General features: G+C 65.9%; 23 protein-coding genes. 15 read left to right on the forward strand and 8 right to left on the reverse strand.

What is annotated here, in order from left to right:
* Positions 1–35: 35 nt before the first annotated feature.
* The 3 genes from BMZ97_RS09435 (at position 36) to BMZ97_RS09445 (ending at position 3,846) form a co-directional block, all read left to right on the forward strand.
* Positions 36–1,322 (forward strand): Zn-dependent hydrolase, encoded by a 1,287-nt coding sequence (locus tag BMZ97_RS09435; RefSeq protein ID WP_092168898.1) that lies wholly within the window; start codon positions 36–38, stop codon positions 1,320–1,322.
* A gap of 416 nt (positions 1,323–1,738) precedes the next feature.
* Positions 1,739–3,172, forward strand: coding sequence for a dihydropyrimidinase (hydA, locus tag BMZ97_RS09440; protein WP_092167712.1), 1,434 nt, complete (start codon positions 1,739–1,741; stop codon positions 3,170–3,172).
* Complete coding sequence (locus BMZ97_RS09445; RefSeq protein ID WP_092167713.1) at positions 3,169–3,846, forward strand: GntR family transcriptional regulator; 678 nt, start codon at positions 3,169–3,171, stop codon at positions 3,844–3,846. The genes hydA and BMZ97_RS09445 overlap by 4 nt, the downstream gene beginning before the upstream one ends.
* 44 nt (positions 3,847–3,890) lie before the next feature.
* Here the strand turns inward: BMZ97_RS09445 and BMZ97_RS09450 are convergent, their stop codons facing one another.
* The 4 genes from BMZ97_RS09450 to BMZ97_RS09465 form a co-directional block, all read right to left on the reverse strand.
* Positions 3,891–4,628, reverse strand: coding sequence for an amino acid ABC transporter ATP-binding protein (locus tag BMZ97_RS09450; RefSeq protein WP_092167715.1), 738 nt, complete (start codon positions 4,626–4,628; stop codon positions 3,891–3,893).
* Positions 4,600–5,295, reverse strand: a complete 696-nt coding sequence (locus BMZ97_RS09455; RefSeq protein WP_092167717.1) for an amino acid ABC transporter permease — start codon at positions 5,293–5,295, stop codon at positions 4,600–4,602. Before BMZ97_RS09455 ends, BMZ97_RS09450 begins: the two co-directional genes overlap by 29 nt.
* Complete coding sequence (locus BMZ97_RS09460; protein WP_092167718.1) at positions 5,295–5,969, reverse strand: amino acid ABC transporter permease; 675 nt, start codon at positions 5,967–5,969, stop codon at positions 5,295–5,297. The genes BMZ97_RS09455 and BMZ97_RS09460 overlap by 1 nt, the downstream gene beginning before the upstream one ends.
* Before the next feature lie 63 nt (positions 5,970–6,032).
* Positions 6,033–6,842, reverse strand: coding sequence for a transporter substrate-binding domain-containing protein (locus BMZ97_RS09465; protein WP_092167720.1), 810 nt, complete (start codon positions 6,840–6,842; stop codon positions 6,033–6,035).
* Positions 6,843–7,004: 162 nt separating this feature from the next.
* Here BMZ97_RS09465 and BMZ97_RS09470 point away from each other — a divergent pair, with 162 nt between their 5' ends.
* The 4 genes from BMZ97_RS09470 to BMZ97_RS09485 are packed head-to-tail and all read left to right on the forward strand — an operon-like array spanning position 7,005 to position 10,823.
* Positions 7,005–7,280 (forward strand): (2Fe-2S)-binding protein, encoded by a 276-nt coding sequence (locus BMZ97_RS09470; protein ID WP_092168901.1) that lies wholly within the window; start codon positions 7,005–7,007, stop codon positions 7,278–7,280.
* Positions 7,277–8,695, forward strand: coding sequence for an FAD/NAD(P)-dependent oxidoreductase (locus BMZ97_RS09475; RefSeq protein WP_244546317.1), 1,419 nt, complete (start codon positions 7,277–7,279; stop codon positions 8,693–8,695). Before BMZ97_RS09470 ends, BMZ97_RS09475 begins: the two co-directional genes overlap by 4 nt.
* On the forward strand, positions 8,692–9,813 hold the full coding sequence (locus tag BMZ97_RS09480) for an NAD(P)/FAD-dependent oxidoreductase (RefSeq protein WP_092167723.1): 1,122 nt from the start codon (positions 8,692–8,694) through the stop codon (positions 9,811–9,813). The genes BMZ97_RS09475 and BMZ97_RS09480 overlap by 4 nt, the downstream gene beginning before the upstream one ends.
* A complete protein-coding gene (locus BMZ97_RS09485) occupies positions 9,810–10,823 on the forward strand; it encodes a dihydrodipicolinate synthase family protein (RefSeq protein WP_092167725.1) in 1,014 nt (337 codons plus the stop codon). The genes BMZ97_RS09480 and BMZ97_RS09485 overlap by 4 nt, the downstream gene beginning before the upstream one ends.
* 23 nt (positions 10,824–10,846) lie before the next feature.
* Here the strand turns inward: BMZ97_RS09485 and BMZ97_RS09490 are convergent, their stop codons facing one another.
* Together BMZ97_RS09490 and BMZ97_RS09495 are read right to left on the reverse strand one after the other, a co-directional pair.
* Positions 10,847–11,755: a dihydrodipicolinate synthase family protein gene (locus tag BMZ97_RS09490; protein ID WP_092167726.1), complete on the reverse strand. Its 909-nt coding sequence runs from the start codon at positions 11,753–11,755 to the stop codon at positions 10,847–10,849.
* Between the two features lie 29 nt (positions 11,756–11,784).
* The gene (locus tag BMZ97_RS09495) at positions 11,785–12,732 is read right to left on the reverse strand and encodes a dihydrodipicolinate synthase family protein (RefSeq protein ID WP_092167728.1); all 948 of its coding nucleotides are present in this window, start codon (positions 12,730–12,732) and stop codon (positions 11,785–11,787) included.
* 144 nt (positions 12,733–12,876) lie between these two features.
* Here BMZ97_RS09495 and BMZ97_RS09500 point away from each other — a divergent pair, with 144 nt between their 5' ends.
* From BMZ97_RS09500 to BMZ97_RS09530, 7 genes are all read left to right on the forward strand, one after another.
* Complete coding sequence (locus tag BMZ97_RS09500; protein WP_092167729.1) at positions 12,877–13,929, forward strand: LacI family DNA-binding transcriptional regulator; 1,053 nt, start codon at positions 12,877–12,879, stop codon at positions 13,927–13,929.
* Positions 13,930–13,932: 3 nt separating this feature from the next.
* Positions 13,933–14,313, forward strand: a complete 381-nt coding sequence (locus tag BMZ97_RS09505) for a tautomerase family protein (protein ID WP_092167731.1) — start codon at positions 13,933–13,935, stop codon at positions 14,311–14,313.
* A 2-nt stretch (positions 14,314–14,315) separates the two neighbouring features.
* Complete coding sequence (locus BMZ97_RS09510; protein WP_092167733.1) at positions 14,316–15,458, forward strand: acyl-CoA dehydrogenase family protein; 1,143 nt, start codon at positions 14,316–14,318, stop codon at positions 15,456–15,458.
* Entirely contained in the window at positions 15,455–17,041 is a 1,587-nt protein-coding gene (locus tag BMZ97_RS09515) for an acyl CoA:acetate/3-ketoacid CoA transferase (RefSeq protein ID WP_092167734.1), read from the forward strand. The genes BMZ97_RS09510 and BMZ97_RS09515 overlap by 4 nt, the downstream gene beginning before the upstream one ends.
* A gap of 10 nt (positions 17,042–17,051) precedes the next feature.
* The gene (locus BMZ97_RS09520) at positions 17,052–17,522 is read left to right on the forward strand and encodes a MaoC family dehydratase (protein WP_092167736.1); all 471 of its coding nucleotides are present in this window, start codon (positions 17,052–17,054) and stop codon (positions 17,520–17,522) included.
* Between the two features lie 133 nt (positions 17,523–17,655).
* Complete coding sequence (locus BMZ97_RS09525; protein WP_092167737.1) at positions 17,656–18,492, forward strand: ABC transporter substrate-binding protein; 837 nt, start codon at positions 17,656–17,658, stop codon at positions 18,490–18,492.
* 19 nt (positions 18,493–18,511) lie between these two features.
* Positions 18,512–19,237: an amino acid ABC transporter permease gene (locus tag BMZ97_RS09530; RefSeq protein ID WP_092167739.1), complete on the forward strand. Its 726-nt coding sequence runs from the start codon at positions 18,512–18,514 to the stop codon at positions 19,235–19,237.
* 349 nt (positions 19,238–19,586) lie between these two features.
* Here BMZ97_RS09530 and BMZ97_RS09535 read toward each other — a convergent pair whose 3' ends face one another.
* A complete protein-coding gene (locus tag BMZ97_RS09535; RefSeq protein WP_092167741.1) occupies positions 19,587–19,862 on the reverse strand; it encodes a hypothetical protein in 276 nt (91 codons plus the stop codon).
* Positions 19,863–20,024: 162 nt separating this feature from the next.
* Complete coding sequence (locus BMZ97_RS09540; protein WP_092167743.1) at positions 20,025–20,246, reverse strand: hypothetical protein; 222 nt, start codon at positions 20,244–20,246, stop codon at positions 20,025–20,027.
* Positions 20,247–20,852: 606 nt separating this feature from the next.
* On the opposite strand from BMZ97_RS09540, the gene BMZ97_RS09545 reads away from it, so the two are divergent.
* Complete coding sequence (locus tag BMZ97_RS09545; protein WP_139221184.1) at positions 20,853–21,230, forward strand: hypothetical protein; 378 nt, start codon at positions 20,853–20,855, stop codon at positions 21,228–21,230.
* Positions 21,231–21,731 lie beyond the last annotated feature (501 nt).

Raw genomic sequence — 21,731 nt, forward strand, 5'->3', positions numbered from 1 at the left:
CCCGAACACGACCAGACGCAAGCCGGACAATGACCATGAAGCCCATCTCTCCCGAAGCCATCAGGACAGCGATCGCAGCCCAGCGCCCGATCGTCGAAAGCCTGTTCGACCGCCTGGCAGAAGGCAGCCGGGCTGAGCCCGGCATCATGCGCGACACCTATGGCGCGGGCGAGAATTTCGCGCATGAGCTCATCGCCAGCCATGGTGCGGATGAAGGACTGCAGATCCGTCGCGACGCCGCCGCCAACACCTATCTGACCTGGCCGGGCAGCGAGCAGGGCGCGCCGCGCATCCTGCTCGGCTCGCATCTCGACAGCGTGCCCCATGGCGGCAATTTCGACGGCGCGGCCGGCGTCGTGGCGGGGCTGACGGTCATCGCCGCCATGAAGGCGCTGGGACTGCGCCCGCGCTGCGACATCACCGTGATGGGCGTGCGCGCCGAGGAGAGCGTCTGGTTCGAGGTCTCCTATATCGGCAGCCGCTCGGCGCTGGGCACATTGCCCAATGGCGCCCTCGAGGCGAAGCGGATCGACACCGGGCGCGATCTCGCCAGCCACGTCGCCGCATGCGGCGGCGATGTCGAGGCGCTCCGGCAAGGCCGCAGGGAGCTCGATCCGGCAACGATCCGCGCCTTCCTCGAAGTCCATATCGAGCAGGCCCCGAGCCTGGTTGAGGCAAGCCTGCCGCTCGCCATCTGCAGCGGCATTCCCGGCAATTTCCGCTATCCCAACGCGCGCATCAATGGGCGCCACGACCATGTCGGCACGCCGCGCCGCTTCCGCCGCGACGCCGCGATGGCCGGCGCGGAGCTGGCGATGGCGCTCGACCGGCTCTGGGCGGAGCAGGAGGCCGCCGGCGTCTCGCTCGCCATCACCTTCGGCCGCTTCCACACCGACCCCACCATGCATGGTTTGACCACGGTGCCCGGCGCCTTCGATTTCAGCCTCGATGTGCGCGCCTATGACCCGGCCGTGCTGTCGCAGCTCGAGGCGCGCATGCTGGCGATCATCGGCGAGATCGAGGCCCGGCGTAATGTGAGCTTCGCCCTGGGCCCGCGCGCTTCCGCCAGCGTCGGCATGGTCGACCCCGCAATCGCAGCCCAGCTCCAGGCGGCGGCGCAGAGCCTGGGCCTGCCCGGCACGATGATGGGAAGCCCCGCCTCGCATGATGCGGCGGCTTTCGCGGCAGCAGGCGTCCCCGTCGGCATGATCTTCGTGCGCAACGAAAACGGCAGCCACAACCCGCATGAAGAGATGGAGATCGACGATTTCCTCGACGCCTGCGCCGTGCTGACGAGCTGGGTCGCGGACCAGGCCGCCTGAAGACAGGCGCCGCCCCGAATGCCAGCCTGTCGGATATGGACTCGCTTATCACGAGAGATACGCTTCGCTGCCGCCCGTGATGATGTCATCCTCGCTCATGCCGCGATGCCAGTGCGAATACAGGACACGCTGGCTGCGCGGCAGGCGGGCTTCTTCCCCGAAGTGGGATGGATGGCGCGAAACGCCGGGAACGTGAAGAAAACGCCTTGAAACAAAGCGCAGGAGCTGTTGAACGATCCAATTGGATCGGAAACTGCTCTGGTCTTGTTTTCCGTAGGCTCCGCTGGCCGGGTCTTGAAGCCGCTTGCAATGACGCCGTCCGGCCTGGTCAAAAGGCCGCAGAGGGCAGAATGCAACCTTCCTTTTGCGCGCAGTTTGTATACATTTCCCTCTCGGAAAGCGGGAATGAAACGAGCATGGCAAGTTACGACACCATCATCCACGGCGGCACGGTGGTCACGGCGGCGGATCGCATCATATGCGACATCGGCATTCGTGACGGACGGGTTGTGGCGTTGGGCGAAGGGCTCGGCGAGGCCGTGCAGGTGATCGACGCCACAGGCAAGCTCGTGCTGCCGGGCGGGATCGATGCGCATGTCCATATCGCGCAACCTTCCGGCGAAGGCATCGTGATGGCCGATGATTTCGAGAGCGGCACGCGCTCCGCGGCTCTGGGTGGCACCACCACCATCATGCCCTTCGCCTTGCAGGAGAAGGGCTGTTCCATGCGCGAGACGCTGAAGGCCTATCATGCCAAGGCCGATGGCGAATGCCATGTCGATGTCAGCTTCCACATGATCATCTCCGATCCGAGCGAGCAGCTTCTCGGCCAGGAGCTGCCGGCGCTGGTCGAGGATGGCTACACCTCGTTCAAGATCTTCATGACCTATGAGGGGCTTGCCCTGAACGATCGCCAGATTCTCGACGTCATGTCGGTTGCGCGCGAGACCGGCGCGCTCGTCATGGTCCATGCCGAGAATTACGACGCCATTCGCTTCATGACCGAGCAGCTCGAGCGTGGCGGGCGGATCGCGCCGAAATACCACGCGACGTCGCGCCCCATCGCGGTCGAGCGCGAGGCGACGCATCGCGCGATCTCGCTTGCCGAGCTCGTCGACGTGCCGGTCATGATCGTGCATGTCTCGAACCGCGAGGCGATGGAGCAGATCCGCTGGGCCAAGGACAAGGGCCTGACCGTGCTCGGCGAGACCTGCACGCAATATCTCGTCCTCACCGAGAAGGATCTCGACGGGCTGGGCATGGAGGGCGCGAAATATGTCTGCTCGCCGCCACCGCGCGATACCGCCAGCCAGGACGCGTGCTGGGAGGGCCTGCGCAACGGCGCCTTCACGATCTTCTCCTCCGATCACTGCCCGTTCCGCTATGACGATCCGCAAGGCAAGCTCGCACCCAGGGGCAAGACGAGCTTCCGCTGGGTGCCGAACGGCATTCCAGGCGTCGGCGCGCGGCTACCGATCCTGTTTTCAGAAGGTGTCTCGAAGGGGCGGATCGATCTCGAGACCTTCGTCGCGGTCACGGCGGCCAATCCTGCAAAGACCTATGGGCTCTATCCCCGCAAGGGTACGATCGCGGTCGGCGCCGATGCCGATATCGCGATCTGGGATCCTGGGAAGCGCGTCACGCTGACCCATGATCTGATCCAGGATGGCGCCGATTATACCCCCTATGAAGGACGTGAAATCGTGGGCTGGCCGGTTCTCACCATGGTCCGTGGCCGCGTCGTGGTCGAGGATGGCACTGTCATCGGCAAAAAGGGGCACGGCATCCACCTGTCACGCGCGCGCTCACCCTATGCGAAGCGCGATTTCGAGGGCCGGGCCCAATCATGAGCGATGTCGATCAAGCGGAGGCCGGGGAGACAGAAATCGTCCGGGCCGGCGGCTTCAATTTGTCGAACCTCGCCTATAACGCGATTTCGGAGATGATCCGCCGACGCCATCTGCGCGGCGGCGAGATGATCGTCGAGGCGCGCCTGGCCGACAGTCTCGGCATCTCGCGCACCCCCTTGCGCGAGGCTTTGCAGCGGCTGGAAGGCGAAGGGCTCGTCATCAAGGGAACCGGGCGTTCCTATCTGGTGCGCAATGTCGATCTCGGCGAATATCTGCAGAGCCTGAAATGCCGGGAGTTTCTCGAGCCGGAGGCGGCGTCGCTGGCGGCGGGCCGAATTCCGGCGGGCGAGATGGTCAAGGTCAAGCTGGAGATCAATCAGCTCCGCACGACAGTGCCCTATCATACCGATGCGCATTGGGCGTCCGACGATAATCTGCACGAGCTGTTCGCCCGCCACTGCGGCAATGATGTGCTCGCCGAGATGATCCGGAAGCTACGGGTCACGACGCGGCTATTCGAGATCGCGCGCCTGGCCGATCGGCTCGAACCGGATTCGGCCGAGCACCTGGAGATCGTCGAGGCGCTGGAGCGGGAGGATTCTAAGGCCTCGCGCCGTGCGGTGCAGAGCCATATCCGCAGCCTCGGCAAGTCGGCGCTCGACAACGTGCGCTGAGTCTGCGCCCGCGCCGAACGCAGGCAAAGGGGACGGCCGGTCGCTCAGTGACGCAGGATCTTTGAGACGAAATCGCGCGTGCGCTGATGTTGCGGCGCATCGAATATCTGTGCAGGTGAGCCGGTCTCAACGACGCGGCCATCGGCCATGAAGACGACCTTCGAGGCGACTTCGCGGATGAAGGCCATTTCATGGGAGACGATCAGCATGGTCATGCCCTCCCGCGCCAGCACCCGGATCGTATCCAGGACTTCCGAGACCAGCTCCGGATCGAGCGCCGCCGTGACCTCGTCGAGCAGCAGGATCTCCGGTTTCAGCGCCAATGCGCGGGCGATGGCGACGCGCTGCTGCTGGCCGCCCGACAATTCGTCGGGATAGCGCGCGAGCTTGTCGCCCAGGCCGACCTTGGCCAGCAAGGCCCTGGCCTCCGCCTCGACCTCGGCGCGCGGCCGCTTCTTGATCTTCACCGGTGCGATGGTGACGTTCTCCAGAACCGTCATGTTCTGGAAGAGGTTGTATTGCTGGAACACGATGGCGATGCGGTCGCGGAGGCGGCGCAGCGCCGCCCGATCGGCGTGGTTCACAGGCTCGTCGTCGAGTTTGACGGTGCCGCCCGACGGCGGCAGCAGCCCCATCAGCACGCGCAGGATCGTGCTCTTGCCGGAGCCGGACGGCCCGATCAGCCCGATGATGTCGCCCCGGCCGACCGTCAGATCGATACCGGAGAGCACGGGCATTTTGCCGTAGTGGGCGTCAAGCCCCGCGATGTCGAGGTGATGCAAGTCTGGCCTCCAGCCTGGCGCCGAACCGTGCCAGCGGATAGGAAATTGCGAAATAGACGATGAGGATCGCGCCGAAGCTGAGCGCGGCCGAAAAGCCTTTGTTGTTGAGGACCTTGCCGACGAAGGTGAGCTCCACCACGCCGATCTGCGAGGCCAGCGCCGTGTCCTTGATGAACATCACGAAGAAGCCGAAGGCGGGCGGCAGGATGAGGCGCCAGGCCTGCGGCAGCGCCACATAGCGGATGGTTTCGGTCAGGCTGAAATTCATCGCCGCCGCCGCCTCCCATTGATTGCGATGGACCGCATTCAGGCCGCCGCGAACGATCTCGCCCAGGAAGGCGCCGGCGATTAATGTCACGGTCACGGCTGCAACGACAAAGAGCGGCACATCGGCTCCAGTCGCCTGGAAGGCAAAGAAGCACAGCATCAGCGTGACCAGGAAGGGCACGCGTCGGAACAGTTCGGTGAAACCGATGGCAAGCAGGCGCAACGGCAGCAGAGCCGGGCCATGGGTCAGGCGCGTCACGGCCAAAGCGAGCCCGAGCAGCGAGCCGACGACACAGCCGAGCGCCGAGAGGGCAAGCGTCGTCAGGGCCGCCTTGGCGATGAAGACGAGGTTGTAATAGGTCGCGAAGCGCGGCCACTCCTCGATGATCTGCGACAGCATCAGATCAGCCCCGTGCGAGCCCGGAAGGCATAACGGCCGATGGCGGCAAGCAGCACGGACGCCGCAAGCGTCAGCGCGACATAAAACACTGCAGTGACCGAGAAGATCTCGATCGACCGGAATGTCTGTGAGTTGATGTTGAAGGCCTGGCCGGTCAATTCCTCGACGCCGAAGACGGCTGCCATCGAGGTGCCCAGCGTCATGATGATGAAGTGGTTCGACAGCGGCGGAAACAGGACGCGCGCCATATGCGGCAGGATCACATAGCGAATTTGCTGGAGCCTGGAGAAACCGAGTACCTCGGCCGCCTCCATCTCGGAGACGCGCCGGCTCTCGAAGCCCGCACGCTGGATTTCGGTGAGATAGGCTCCGGCATTCAGCGTCATGCCGATGAGCACGGCCGCGAAGGAGGACAGCAGCACGCCCATGTCAGGCAGCGCGAAATAGAGGAAGTAGATCTGCACGAGCTGCGGCGTGTTGGTGAAGAACACGACATAGATGCTGACGATGCGGGCGAGCCAGCGCGGCCCGAAGGACTTAACCGCCGCGCAGGCCGTCCCGATGGCGAGCCCGCCGCAGAAGGCGAGGACCGCGATCTGCAACGCGATCCACGCCCCGTCGAACAGGCGCGGAAGGTAGGGCCAGATCTGGCCGTATTGCAGCGTGTAGCTCATTGCGCTCCGAATGGCTGATCCGGCCGGGACGCAGGATCCCGGCCGGACAGGCCTTGTCCGCGATCAGAAATAGGGCGTGGCGCCAACCGGCTTGATCATGTCCATGCCGAACCACTTCTTCCAGATCTCGTCGGTCTTGCCGCGACGGTGCAATTCGAAGATCGCCACGTTGAGCCAGTCCTTCAGGCCGGTAGAGGCCTTGGAGACGCCAAGTCCGCAATAATAGATGTCGATCGGCGTCTCGACGACCTTCCACTCGACCTTGTGCTTGGCCATGTGCTCGCCCATGAAATCGATCACGTCGATCATCGCCGTGCCGCGGCCCTGCGCCAGCGCGCGCACCGCGTCAGGGTAGTTGTCGAGCAGGGTGACCTTGGCGTTCTTGAGGTTGTCCTCGATGAACTTGACCGGCGTCGAACCGCGCACCTGCACGAAGGTGACGGACGGCTCGTTGAACTGCTTCCAGTCGGTGAAGGGCTTGTCCTTGGTGGTCAGGACGCCGAGCACCTCGGTGTGAACCGGAACGGTGAAGTCGATGACCTTCGCGCGCTCGGGATTGCGCGTCATCGCGCCCATCACGAAGTCGATCTTGCCGGACACCACGAAGGGGATGCGGTCCGGCGAGCCGGTCTGAACCACCTCCAGCTTGACGCCGAGCGTCTTGGCGATCTCGGTGGCGAAATCGACGTCGAAGCCGACGATCTCGTTCTTGTCGTCGAACTTGCCGAGCGGCGGCAAGGTCGGGTTCACGCCGACGCGGATCGCGCCCGATTTGATGATCTCGTCCAGCGTCCGTGCCGCGACCGAAGCCGGGGCGGCCAGGCCCGTCAAGCCGATGGCGACAGCGCCGGCGGCGAGCAACTTCTTCAACATGCTTGCATTCTCCCGAAGAGCCGTTGCGCGATGGCAGGATTTAGCGCCGCCGCCATTGCATGAACGGTAGACAGTTTGTATACATTCATGCGATCTGTAAAGTCGCAAATGGCGTCACAGCCTGCTCGATCCGCAGGCAGGCGAGGATGGGTTCGCGCGGTGATGAAGCGTCTTGTGCAGGACGAGCGGCCACTCGTCGCGATCATGGTCGATGGCGACAGCATCTCGGCGCGCGCGGGCGACCCGCTCGCCACGGCGCTTGCCCTGGCCGGGCGCCTGCGGCTGCGCGCAAGCCCGAATGCCGGGGCGCCGCGAGGCGCTTTCTGCCATATGGGCGTCTGCCAGGAATGTCTGCTCCACGTCGATGGCGCCCTGCGGCAAGCCTGCCTGACGCCGGTGCGCGCCGGCATGGCGGTCGAGCTGAGGGGCGTGCCGTGACGCATGACCTGATCGTGCTTGGAGCCGGTCCGGCCGGCGCCAATGCCGCGCTGGCGGCAGCGCAGGCCGGGCTGAAGGTCGCCCTGCTGGACGAGCAGGACGGTGCTGGCGGACAGGTTTGGCGCCAGCCGTTGCCCGGCCTCACGGGCCTGCCCGTCTCTGCGGAGGCGCGCAGCGGCGACGCCTTGAGGGCAGAGATCTCTGCCTCGAGTGTGGATCTGCGCCTCAGTCGCCGAATCTGGTCGGTCGGAGGACGCTTTCGTGTCGATGCGCTCGGTCCACAGGGCAACGAGACCGTCGAGGCGCCAAGCCTGATCGCTGCGACGGGCGCGCATGAGCGCGTCGTGCCATTTCCGGGCTGGACCTTGCCGGGTGTCATCGGCCTTGCCGCCGCGACCGTGCTGATCAAGTCGCAGGGCGTGACACCGGGGCGCAAGGTCGTCGTCGCCGGTTGCGGACCGCTTCTCGTCGCCGTCGCGGCCGGTATCCTCAAGCTCGGCGGTGACGTAGCGGGCATCGTCGATCTCGCCGGTCGCCGCGATTGGCTCGCCGCCCTGCCGTCATTGGCGACGCAACCGGAATTGCTTGGGCGCGGCCTTGGCTGGGCGGTGAAGATCGGCGCCGGGCGCGTTCCAGTCTATTTCGGCCATGCCGTGAAGGCGGCACAGGGTGAACACGCGCTGGAGCGCATCGTGATCGCGCCTGTCGGCCGTGACGGGGCTTATGCGAGCGGACCGGACATCACCCTCGAAACCGACGCGCTCTGCATCGGCCACGGGCTCGTTCCGGGCGCCGAGGTCACGAAGCTCCTGCGCGCCGAACATCGCTTCGATCGCCTGCGTGGTGGTTTCGTGCCGGTGCTCGATGCCTATGGCCGGACCACGGTCGAGCGCCTTCTTGCCTGTGGCGACGGCGCCGGCCTGCGCGGCGCCATCATCGCCGAGCAGGCCGGACGTTTGGCGGGCCTCGCCGCTGCCCATGATGCCGGCGTCGTGCCTGCCGACCGGTTTGCGCAGATCGCAGATCCGATCCTGGCCGCGATCTCGCGTGCCCGCCCCTTCTCCGACGCGATGGCCGGCATCATGGCGCTTCGTCCGGCGCAGGTCGCGGCGATCGCGCCGGAAACGGTCGTTTGTCGTTGCGAGGATGTGACGCGCGGCGAGATCGATGCGGCGCATGAGGCGGGCGCGCATGACCTGAATCAGCTCAAGCATTTCACGCGCTGCGGCATGGGCCCGTGCCAGGGCCGCATGTGCGGCGACGTCGCCGCCGAATTGCTGGCGAGCAAGGTCGGCTCGCGCGAGCAGGCCGGCTACTGGACCGGACGACCGCCGCTGCGCCCCGTGCCGTTCGACGCCCTGATGGGAGCGTTCGACTATTCCGACATCCCCATTCCGGAGCCCGCCCCCCTGTGATCCACGATCTCGCCGTTGTCGGGGGAGGAGTGCATGGTGCGACCGTCGCGTTGTTTGCGGCGCGCGGCGGCATGAATGTGACCCTGCTCGAGCGCGGCGCCCTCTGCCGCGAGGCGTCCGGCGTCAATGCCGGCACGCTGACGATGCAGATGACGCGGGTCGCGCTGATTCCCTATGCGCTTCGCGCCCATGCGATGTGGGCCTCGGCGCGCGACTGGCTCGGGCATGAGGTCGGGGTCGTGGTCTGCGACGGGCTCTCGCTTGCCTTCACCGAGCGCGAGGAGGAGCTTCTGACCTATCGCGCCGGCAAGCGGCGCGAGGCGGGAGCGCCGATCGAGCTGATCACGGGCGCACAGGCCAGCGCGGTCGAGCCAGGCGTCTCCGACAAGGTGCGGCTGGCCGGCTACTGCCGTGTCGATGGCTTCGCCAACGCCTATTTGACCGGGCTCGCCTATCGCCGCGCGCTTCTCGGCGAAGGCGTCGCGCTGCGCGAATACACGCCCGTCGCCGGTGTCGAGCGCGAGGCGGGCGGCTTCGCCCTGCAGACGCCAACCGGATTAGTGCGCGCGCGTCGCATCGTCCTTGCGGGCGGTGTCTGGCTCGAACCGATGCTGGCCTGGCTTGGCGTGCATCTGCCGATCAAGACGCTGGTGAATCAGCTCGCGGTCAGCGAGCGTGTCGCCCCTGTCATGCGCACCGTCGTCGGCATCGCCAACGGCCTGCTTTCGCTGAAGCAATATCCGCACGGCACCGTCGTGATCGGCGGCGGTTGGCAGGGCCTGGGCGATCGCGAGCGAGGCGGCGTCGAGCTTCTGCCCGACCGACTCATCGGCAATGTCCGCCTGGCCTGCCACGCCATTCCGGCGCTGCGGAGCGCAAGGCTGGCGCGTGCCTGGGCCGGGCTCGAGGCCGAGACGAAAGATGCGCTGCCGGCTGTCGGCCCCGTTCCCGGCGTCGACGGCGCCTATGTCTGCGGCAGCGTCCACTCCGGCTATACGAGCGGCCCCTATATCGCGCGCCTGCTTGCCGACCAACTGCTCGGGCGCGAACCCGAACTTCCGCTCTTTCCGATCGATCGCCTGCTTTCGCCGGGCGACGCCCCGCGAGGCCATGTATGACCAAGTCCTTTTCCGAGACCAAGTCCTTCTCCGAAACCAAGTCCTTTTCCGAACGCCTGCGCGGCATCCATGCGGCGACGATCGTGCCGATGAAGCCGGACTTCTCGATCGACGAGGCGGCCTTGGCGCAGCATATTGCGTCCGTCACCGTCGTTCCCGGCATCAATGGGCTGCTGGTCAATGGCCATGCCGGCGAGAATTTCGTGCTGTCGCTGGCCGAGAAGCGGCGTGTCGTCGAGATCGCACGCGAACATTGCCCGCGCGAGTGCCTCATCGTCTCCGGCGTGAACCATGAGTCCAGCCTGGAGGCTGCGCGCGAAGCGGCCGTGCTGGAGGAGGCCGGCGCCGACGGGCTCTTGGTGTTTCCTCCCAATAGCTGGGCGCTCGGGCATGCCGATGCCTGCGTGATCGAGCATCATGAGCGCGTACGCGACGCCACGAGCGGGCCGCTGATGCTTTACGGTGCGCCGGTCAGCGCAGGTGCAATGGCCTATTCGCCGGCCGTGCTGGGGCGCCTGGTGGCGGATCCGCGCTTCCTGGCCATCAAGGAGGGAAGCTGGGAAGTCGCCGCCTATGAGGCGAATCTGCGGCTGATCCAGAAGCTTCGCCCCGATTTCAGCGTGCTGGGCTCGGGCGACGAGCATCTGCTGACGAGCTACATCATCGGCAGCGCTGGCAGCCAGGTCAGTCTGGCAGCGGTGGTGCCGGAACTCGTGGTCGCGCTCTGGAACGCGGCCGAGGCCGACGATTGGACGCGGGCGCGGGCCGTGCATGAAAAGCTCTATCCGCTCTCCGTCGCCGTCTATCGCGATGCGCCGGGCGGACGCGCGACCGCACGCCTCAAAGCCTGTCTGAAGCTGCTGGGACGCCTCCCGAACGATGTGTTGCGCCCGCCGCAGCCCTCCGTGACGGAGGACGAACTGCGCACGCTCGCGGCGGCACTCGACACCGCCGGCTATCGGGCTGACGGAACAGCCCGGAGCGACCATAGCCTGGTCGAAGCACAATAGGCCGGCGCTTCGACAAGGACTGGTCAGCCCGCCTTTCGCTGGGCCGCGGACTGAAAGCCGAGGCTGAAGCGCGCGACGAGGTCGCGCGCCGCCGCATCCTGAGCCGCCGGCAAGGGCAGACGCGGCGGGCGCGGCGCGCCGGCCGAAAAGCCCATATGGTTGAGCAGCGCCTTGGTGCCCGCGACATAGGCTTGTCCGCCGACGAACTCGATCAGCGGCAGTTGCTCCAGGTAAAGGGCGCGCGCCGCTTTGATCGCATCTTCATCGGCCACCAGCTCGAAGATCCGCGCCATCGCCGCGGGCGCGACATTCGAGGCCACGGCCACCCAGCCCTGCGCGCCTTCGACGAAGGATTCGAAGCCGAGGATGCCGCCGAACACGGTCATCCGCTCGCCGCAGAGCCGGATGATGTCGCGAACGCGCGTCACCTCCAGCGTCGATTCCTTGATGTAGAGGCAGTTGTCGATCTCGGCGATGCGAGCGACCAAAGCGGGCCTGAGGTCGACATTGGCCGTGGCGGGGTTGTTGTAGACCATGATCGGCAGCCCGATCGCATCTCCCACCGTCCGGTAGTGCTGGACGAGTTCCTCGTCGGTCGGCGTCGAATAGAAGGGCGGGATGATCATCACGCCGTCAGCGCCCATTTTTTCAGCACGGCGGCTGAGGCGCACCACCTCGCGGGTGTCCTCCGCGCCCGTGCCGATCAAAACCGGCACGCGGCCGGCCGCTTGCGCGATCACGGTCTGCGCCACCAGCACCTTCTCGTCATCGTCGAGCGAGAGGAACTCGCCGGTCGAGCCGAGCGGGATCAGCCCGTGGATGCCCTGCTCGATCTGCCAGTCGACGAAGGCGCGCAAGGCCTCGACATCAACCTCGCCCGCCGGCGTGAAGGGCGTGATCATGACGGTGTAGGTGCCGCGAAAGGTTTTCATGGAGTGGCCTTCGATGAGACGAATCTGATTCAGGCGGCGGCTGCGCGGCCGGGCATGAGGCCGGCGCTGGCGAGCGCCTGGGCAATCGCAGCGCGCTCCTCCGTCTCGATCGGCAGAAGCGGCGCGCGCGGATCGGGGTTCGGCAACTTGCCGAGCAGGTGCAGCGCGGTCTTCATCCGGTTGTGGGCGTCGAGATGGGGCGCGCGGTAGAAGGCGCGGCACAGCGGCCGCAGGCGGGCATTGGCGCGGCGCGCCGCATCGAGATCACCGCGCGCCATCGCCTCGAAGATCTCGGCGAGTATCGGCGAGGCGACGCTGCCGATGCCCGAGAGAATGCCGTCGCCGCCATAGGCCAGCGAGGCCATCAGCCAGCTATTATTGGTCGTCAGCACCGTGACCCGGCGATCGAGCGCGCGCAGCGCCGCCAGATTGTCCTCATAGGCCTGGGGCGTGTCGCTGCCCTCCTTGATCGCGATGATGCTCTCGTTCTCGCGGCAGAGGCGCAGCAGCACCTCATTGGAGAAGCCGAGGCCCGAGGTCAGCGAAAGCTGGAACAGCACGATCGGCAACCCGGCCGCTTGAGCGACCTCCGCCACGAAACGCGAGGCCATCTCCGGGCGGGCATTGGCGCCCTGGGCGAACAGGGCTGGGGGAAACAGCAACAGCGCATCGGCGCCCGCTTGTGCCGCGTCGCGCGCCAGCGCAACGGCGCCCGGCGTATCATCGGCGACGATGCCGGCCACGACCCCGGCCTTGCCGCCTGTCGCGGCCTTCGCTGCGCCGATGACATGAGCACGTTCCGTGCGCGTCAGCGAGGCGGTCTCGCCGGCGTGGCCGTTGACCACGACGGCGCGGACGCCGTTCGTGCCGGCAAGCTCGGCGACATGGGCGTGCAGGGCGGCGTCATCGATCGCGCCGGCCCTGTCGAAGGGCGTCAAGGAAGCGGGCCAGATGCCCCCGATGCCTTTGAGGTCCATGCGGTGCTCCTCTCGCAGGGAAGACTGGAAACGTTTGCGGAATGTGATGCCGCAATAGGCGCCAACAATCCATTATTTGGGCTTGCGCAGCGCATATCGCGGCAATAGCGTTTTGCAATCGTTTCCAATTTAACGGCAGGGTTCATGGGCGTCACGCTCAAAGATGTGGCAGAGGCGGCCCGCGTTTCGGTCAGCACCGCGTCGCGGGCGCTGGGCGGCGGCGGGCTGGCGAGCGAGCGCACGCAACAGCGCCTGCTGCGCATCGCCGGGGAGCTCGGCTACCGGCCGAACACGATCGCACGCGGCCTGAAGACCGGGCAGTCGCGTCTCGTCGGCCTGCTGATCCACAATCTCGCCAACGCCTCGTTCCAGGTCATGGCGGAAGTGGTGCAGGCGCGGCTGAAGGCGCTGGGCTACCAGATGCTGCTCTGCATCGCCGGTGACGATCCGCAGCAGGAGAGCGACATGCTGGGCACGCTCGCCGACCATCGCGTCGACGGGCTGATCGTGGTGCCGACCGGCCGCAACGGCGCTCGCCTCGCTGCGCTGGAGGCTGGCGATATCCCGGTCGTCTGCGTGGTGCGCCGCGACGACGAGGCGGAACTGGAGACCGTGCTCGCCGATGATCCGCAGGGCGCCTATGCCGGCACGCGCTACCTGATCGGTCTCGGGCACCGGCGCATCGGCCTCATCGTCGGACGGCAGGACACGACCTCCGGCCGCGAACGCCTGTCGGGCTATATCCGGGCGCTGCGCGAGGCCGATATTGCCGTGGACGAAGCCCTGATCCATGCCGGGCGCTATGAGCCTGAGACCGGGGCAGTGGCTTGCCGCACGCTCCTCGACCTCGCCACGCCGCCGACCGCGTTGTTTGTCGCAAACCATGAATCGGCGCTGGGGGTGCTGCGCGTGACGGCCGAGCGCCGCCTCTCGATTCCCGACGATTTGTCGCTGCTCTGCTACGAGGATACGCCCTGGTTCGAGTGGCACCGTCCCGCGATCAGCGTCGTCGACAACGGCGCGCGCGACCTCGCCAACCTCGCGGTCGACCGGCTGCTGCATCGCATCGAGGCCCGCAATGGTCACAACGCCGGCAATGGTCACAACGCAGAGGGCGCGCGCGAATACCGCGTCGGCGCCCGGCTGGTGAAGCGCGATTCCTGCCGATCTCTCGCTCCTCAAGCCAGCGAGGCCTGACCGATGCCCTATATCGAAGTCCTCGCTCCGCCCCTATCGCCCGCCGGCAAGGCGGCACTGGCGAAATCGGCGACCGAGGGGTTGATCTCGGCCTTCGGCGTCGGGCCTGAGACGATCACGCTGTTCTTCCTGCCGATTGTCCCCGGCGACTACGCCCATGCCGGCGAGATGGGCTCGGCACAAACCAGTCAGCGCATCCTGCTCAAGGTCCACGCCTTCCGCCGCAGCGAGGCGCAACGCCGCGCCGCCGCCGTGGCGCTGACGCAGGGCGTCTGCGCCGCTTATGGCGTGCCGGGCGCGGATGTCGCCGTCTACTTCCTCGACCGCGAGAAGGACGAGGTCGCCCACGATTCCAGGCTCGCCAGCGATACGAAGGACACGTAGCGATGGACCGCTTCTACACGGACGACCAGAAGGCCCTGCGCGAGACGGCACGCCGCTTCGCGGAAGCCGAGATTCTGCCGCGCGCCGCCGCGATCGACCGCGACGACCGCTTCGATCGCGCGCTCTACAAGGGCATGGCCGATCTCGGCCTGTTCGGCATCTGCCTGCGCGAGGGCGCCGGCGGGGCAGGACTGGATTCCATCGCTGCCTGCATCGCCATGGAGGAGCTGGCGCGCTGTTCCGGCGCCGTCGCCAACGCCTTCGCGATCCCCGTCGAGGCGGTGCTGTTCTTCGACCAGCACGGCACGGACGCGCACAAGGCGCTGATCCCGCAGATCCTCAGCGGCGAGATCATCCCCGCCACCGCCGTCACCGAGCCCGACCATGGCTCCGATGTCGCCGGCATCAAGACGACCGCCAGCCGCGACGGCAAGGGCTGGCTGCTCAACGGCACCAAGGCCTGGGTGACGCTGGGCGGGGTCGCCGACCGGATCATGGTCTTCGCGCGAACCGGCTCCGAGGCCGGGCACAAGGCGATCTCCTGCCTGCTCGTCGACGGCGCCTTGCCGGGCATCGCGCGCGGCAGGAACGAGGAGCTTCTGGGCATGCACGGCCTGGAGGACTGCCAGATCGCCTTCTCCGATGTGCACCTGCCGGCCGACAGCCTGATGGGGCCGGAGAACCAGGCCTTCAAGATGGCGATGAGCAACTTCAACTTCAGCCGATTGATGATGGCCTCGATGGCACTCGGCATGGCGCAGGCCGCCTTCGAGGACGCCACGGCTTACGCCAAATCCCGCCGGCAGTTCGGGCAGGCGATCATCGGCTTCCAGGCGGTGCAGTTCATGCTCGCCGACATGGCGACCGACATCGCCGCGGCGCGCCTGCTGATCCACCATGCCGCGCGCCTGCACGATGTCGGCCAGCCGATCGCCAAGGAAGCGGCGCAAGCCAAGCTCTTCACCACCGACATGGCGATGAAGCACGTCTCGAACGCGCTCCAGATCCATGGCGGCAACGGCTACTCGCGCGAATACCGCATCGAGCGGCTGTTCCGCGATGTCCGCCTCGCCCAGATCTATGAGGGCACCAACCAGATCCAGCGCCTCATCATCGCCCGGCAGGTCGAGAAGGAGGCCGCATGACGCTGAGCATCATCACGGCCGAGCAGGCGGCGGGCCTCGTCCGCGACGCCGACACGCTGATCGTCGGCGGCAATGGCGGCACCGGCGCGGCCGAGGCGATCCTTGCCGCGCTCGAAGCGCGCTTCCTTGATGGTGCTGGTCCCCATGGGCTGACGCTGATCAATATCACCGGCGTCGGCGCCGTCACCGAGAAAGGCCTCTGCCATCTCGCACATGAGGGCATGATCGCGCGCGTCATCGGCGGCAATTTCGGGCTGCAGGTCCCGTTCATGCGCCTGGTGCGCGACGAGCTGATCGACGCCTACAACTTCCCCCAGGGCGTGATGAGCCAGCTCTGCCGCGCCATGGCGGCCAAGCATCCCGGCGTCCTCACCCATGTCGGCCTCAAGACCTATATGGACCCGCGCCAGGATGGCGGGCGCATGAATGCGCGCACCACTCTGCCGCTGGTCGAGCTGCTGGAACTGCAGGGGCAGGAATGGCTGCTCTACCGCGTGCCCTGCCCGCCGAGCTTCGCCATCATTCGCGGCACCTCGGCGGACGAGGACGGCTATGTCAGCATGGAGCACGAGGGCACGACGCGCGAGGACCTGTCGATCGCGCAGGCCGTGCACAATGCCGGCGGCACGGTGATCTGCCAGGTCAAGCGGATCGTAAAGCGCGGCTCGCTCCATCCGCAAATGGTCAAGATTCCGGGCTTCCTCGTCGATCATGTCGTGCTCGAACCCGAGCAGATGCAGACCTATGGCACGCAATACGACCCCGCCCGCTGCGGCGAAACGCGGGTGCCCGTCGCCATGATCGCACCCGATCCGCTGACCGAGCGGCGCGTAGTCGCCCGCCGCGCCGCCTTCGAATTGCGCCCGCGCGACGTCGTCAATCTCGGCGTCGGCATCTCGGCGATGATCCCGAATGTCGCGGCCGAGGAAGGCATCGAGGATCTGATCACGCTGACGGTGGAATCGGGCGTCGTCGGCGGCGTGCCGGGCCATGCGCGGGAGTTCGGCACGGCGATCAATCCGCGCGCCATCCTCGACCAGGCCTATCAGTTCGATTTCTACGATGGTGGCGGGCTGACCTGCGCCTTTCTCTCCTTCGCCGAGGTGGACGAGGCCGGCAATGTCAACGTCACGCGCTTCGGCGATCGTCGCGATGGCTCCGGCGGCTTCATCGACATCACCCAGAACGCCAAGCGGCTGGTTTTCAACGGCACCATGACCGGCGGCAAGCTCGATATCGGCGTCGAGAACAACCGCCTTGCGATCCGCCGCGACGGCGCCTTCCGCAAATTCGTGCCGCAGGTCGGGCAGATCAGCTTCAGCGCGGCGCTCGCCGCCGAGCGCGGGCAGCAGGTCTCCTACGTCACCGAGCGGGCGGTGTTCCAGCTCGAACAGGGCGCGGTGACGCTGACCGAGATCGCTCCCGGCGTCCGGCTCGAGGAGGACGTGCTGGCGCATATGGGCTTCCGACCCCGCATCAGCCCGGATCTTCGCGAAATGGATGCACGCATCTTCCGGCCGGGCCCGATGGGGCTTGGCCGCAGCTTCCTCGAACTGCCGGCGCGCACGCGCAAGGTCGCCTGACGGGGATGCCATGAGCGCGACAGCGACGACCAATCTCTACTACGAGGATATCGAACTGGGGGCGCAGTTCGAGAGTGCGCCGCACAGCGTCACGCCCGCCGACATCGCCGCCTTCGCCGATGTCACGCGCGATCATCATCCGCTGCATCTGGACGAGGGCTATGCCCGTTCGCGCGGCTTCCCTGCCGTGATCGCGCATGGGCTCTACGGCCTGTCGCTGATGGAAGGGCTGAAGTCGGAGCTGAAGCTCTACGAGGAAACCTCGATCGCCTCGCTTGGCTGGGACGCGGTCCGCTTCAAGGCGCCGGTCGTCGCCGGCGACAGCCTGCGCGTGCGCTTCCGCTTCGTCGAGAAACGCCCGACCCGCAATCCCGACCGCGGCATCGTCGTCGAGGCGCTCGACCTGATCAACCAGCGCGACGAGGTGGTGACGGAAGCCCGCCACGTCTCGCTGATCCTGACGCGGCACGCGGAGGACTGAGCCGCCGACGCGGGCCCAAGACAACAGAAGCAAGACAACGGGACCAAGACAACACAACCAAGACGACCGAACCAAGAAAAGACCGAGGGAACGCCCGCTCCGCCATTCATTCTTCTGCACGGGAGACCACGCGATGCGCCTTTTCAAGACCCTTTCCGCCCTCGCCGTCTTCGTCTGCCTGGCGAGCAGCGCCGACGCCCAGAGCTGCACCTCCAAGGTGCCGGCCGCCAGCCTGATCGAGGCCGGCAAATGGCAGATGGCGATCAACCCGACCTTGCCGCCGCAACAATTCGTCGACGAGAAGGGCGAATTGCAGGGCCTGAACGTCGAGCTCGCCAAGGAGATCGCCAAGCACATCTGCCTTGAGCCGGTCTTCGTCCGGATGGATTTCCCGCCGATGATCCCGGGCCTGCGCGCCAGCCGCTTCGACACGATCAATACCGGGCTGTTCTGGACCGAGGAGCGCTCGAAGATCCTGTTCATGGTGCCTTACGCCCAGCAGGCGCTCAGCATCTACACCGACCCCAAATCGAGCCTGAAGCTCGAGACATTCGAGGATCTCGCCGGGCGCGTCGTCGGCGTCGAGACTGCGACCTATCAGGAGCGCAAGTCGCGCGAGTTCAACGCCGAGATGGTCGCCAAGGGCCTGAAGCCGATCGATTTCCGGACATTCTCGACCGTCACCGAGACCTCGGCCGCGCTCCGCGCCGGGCAACTCGAGGCCGCGATCAACATCAACGAGACCGCCAACGCCCTGGTGCAGCGCGGCATCGCCAAGATCTGGCTGAAGGATGTCGCCGGCACCGACATCACCTTCGCCTTCCGCGACAAGAAGGTGGCCCAAGCCGTGGCCGAGGCGCTCACCGCGATCCGCATGGAGGGCACCTACGACAAGCTGTTCGAGAAGTTCGGCATGACCAAGCTTGCCGCGACGAGCTTCGCCATCCGCGGCGACGGCCCGGCCAACTGAACCGGAGAGGGGCGGGAAGATGTTCGACGTCCACGCTTTCCTGTCCTACCTCACCAACACCTATCTGCTCGAAGGCGTCCTGGTGACGATCGGCCTGACCGTCACCACCATGATCATCGGGCTCGTGCTCGGCCTCGTGGTCGCGCTGGCGCGCATGTCGCCGCGCCGCATCCTCTCGGCGCCGGCGGCGTTCTATGTCTGGGTCTTCCGGGGCACGCCGCTCCTGGTGCAACTCGTCATCATCTACACCGCGCTGCCGCAGATCGGCATCCGTTTCGGTGTCCTGATGTCGGCCCTGCTCTCGCTCAGCCTCAATGAGGCGGCCTATCTGTCGGAAACCATCCGCGGCGGCTTCAACGGCATCGCCAGGGGGCAAAGGGAGGCGGCCAAGGCGCTCGGCCTGTCGCGCTGGCACACATTGCGCCTCGTGCTGCTGCCGCAGGTGCTGCGCCTGATCATCCCGCCCCTGGGCAATTCGCTGAACGGCCTGCTCAAGGCAACCTCGCTGGCCTCGATCATCTCGATGGAGGAGCTGATGCGGCGCAGCCAGATGCTGATGCAGCAGAAGTTCGAGGTGCTGGAACTCTATCTGGTGGCCGCAGTCTATTATCTCGCGCTGACGAGCTTGTGGAACCTCGTGCAGGTCAGGCTGGAGGCGTATTACGGCCGCGGCTACGGAGAAGCCAGCAAGAGCGCACCGGCCTCGAAGCCGGTCCGGCCCGCCGTCACGGGCGAGGCCCTCTGATTCCAGATCAAGAGCCGTTTCCGATCCAATTGGATCGTTCAACAGCCCTAGCTCCTTGTTTCAACGCGTTTTCTTCACGCGAACCATTGTCCACTTCGCTCGAAAGCGCCTGATGCGACGAGCTCAACGTCGCTCACGCTGCCCGACGCGCAGATCGTGCAGATCTCGGACATCGCAGCCAACGCTCCGCACATGCCGACTGCCGGCTTCGAGAACAGGGCCAGCAATCTCGAAAAGGAGAATCGAGGGCTTCCCCCCGAGAGAGGTTGGATCGGATGGCTCAGGCAGGATGAGCGGCTCGGCGACATGGTGCACGGCACCGGGATCGATCCGGCTACGACGCCGGTGCTCACTCGGCTCGCGCTGCTCTTGAGCGACGCTCGCAGGGGCTCGCGACCGGCGCCACCTCAGTGACAATCTCGACGTCAGGCAAACTCACACAATACCGCTTGGCAACCACGGCCGCGACCTTAACCAGATCCACAGACCCGTCGACGACAACGGCACGGAGATCGTGATCAGCGTCGATCATGCTGCGCGCATCGCGACCGAGCTGCTTGGCCATCTCAAGATAGATCAACTGCCCGAGCCGTTGCAGTTCAGAATCGGAGAGTCCTTCACACATCGCACACACCCGCCCACGGACGCGCTGGCGCCCTCAGACGGTAGATGGTGGCAACGGGTCGGGTGCGCCAGAGGCTGCGTCAGCGCTGCTGTTGGCCCGGCACTCCAGGCCGCGGCCGGCTCTGGCCGGCGGCAGGCTTGATCCACCCACACCGCAGGTGGCCTAAATCCACTGACTGATTGTGCCAGGGCCGATCTGGTGCAGATCAAGTTCTGAATCGCTCAGGCGCCGCTGCAGTTTGAAGACCGGATCTGGCAGCAAGCCCGAATGGGCAGCCAGGGCCTGGACTGCAGCCTCTTCCGAGTCCGCTTCGACAAAGAAGACCTGCTTCGAGGTCTGTGTCGCCGAGGTCACTTCGATCTGAAATGCTTTTATCAAGCTCATCCACGTCCCCCATCGCTGAGGGGGCGCGGTAGCACGGCCACCAGCGCCCGACCATCCGCGATCATGGGCGACACGCCTCCCTGAACAGTCGCCACCCGCAGGCATCCGCCGCGATAGCCGGCGCGCGGCCGCAGGCGTCCCCGTCGGCATGATCTTCGTGCGCAACGAAAACGACAGCCACAATCCCCATGAAACGATGGAGATCGACGATGTCCTGGACGCCTGCGCCGTGCTGACGAACTGGGTCGCGGATCAGGCTGCGTGAATACAGGGGCGTCCCGGCAATGCCAGGACGGGGTCGGCTAGAAAATGAGGGTGTTCGCAGCGCGGCGCCGATGGCGCTCCCATGGGAAGTCAGTCTTTTCAACGCTGACAATGCGTTAGATCGAGGTTTGGGGCGCAAAGGCGTCATTGAATCGTAAGGCGTTTTCGCGGCGCTCCCCAAACCTCCTGGCCCTCATTCGACGTCGAAAAAGCGACCGAGAGCGTTCGCCTCAACTTAACCACCGCTGCAACGATCGCTGCATAACTCGAGGTCGCGATCGGCTTTTAGTTCCCAGCCCATTCGCTGGAATGGCTTTCTCGAACCAACCGGAGAACACGACAATGACAACGCATATGATTGTCGCGACCGCTACTTCTTTGCCCGCCGGCGAATCCGCCTTCACTCGCAAACTCTTCGCTTTTCAGGCGGCGCGGATACACTATGGGGCCACTGTACGCCTGACGATTGAAGCCGCTGGCTACGACGGCATGGAGGCGGCGGTTGCGGAAAGTGCCGCATCTTGCCTCCGGCTCAGGAGCGCAATGACTGATCTCGCCGACAGCCACCCGAGCTCGCTTGCCGAGCTCGCGAACTATGCTCGTCACGTTTCACAGCACTTTGACAGCGAATTGGGCTTCGACCCAGATTCCGAGTTGTGGGACGAGGAAATTGCGCTGCTGAGGGCGCTGCCGCGAAGCGTGAGCCGCCTGATCGACTGAGACCCGAGGAGCCACGCTGCTAGGATCCGGCCTTCGTCGACCTATAGCGGCTGCGGGTTGTGGTCTGGCGCCAGCCGCGGCTGACCCGCGGCCGCCGGGCTTGACGGTCCCCTCCGGAACCCACTGCGGCTTGTTTGCGGCAATCAGCTTGGCACGATGCTCCTGGCGATGTTCACACGCTGACTGCGCCGTGCGGTTGCCAGTGGCCATGGCACGGTGGGCTGCTCCCTTTACCTATAGGCGAAAGGTCGACTCGACACACTCGCAATCCGTGTGCTCTTTTACCCTGGGTAATGACAATCGGGGGGCTTCATGATCAGGAATTGCGCTATGGCGAGCGCAACAGCCGTTGCAGCCCTATTGTCAATGACGGCCGCAGCAACGGCAGCGCTTCCGGCGGCAGGCCTCAAGCAGGCGGCTGTCGCACAAGAAAGCTTCATCGGTCGAGAAGCATATCGGGACGCCCGCGGCGGCTGCGGATCAAAGAGTGGCCCTGGCTAT

Source organism: Allobosea sp. OK403, assembly GCF_900113835.1.
In the GTDB taxonomy this organism is placed as follows: Bacteria; Pseudomonadota; Alphaproteobacteria; order Rhizobiales; family Beijerinckiaceae; genus Allobosea.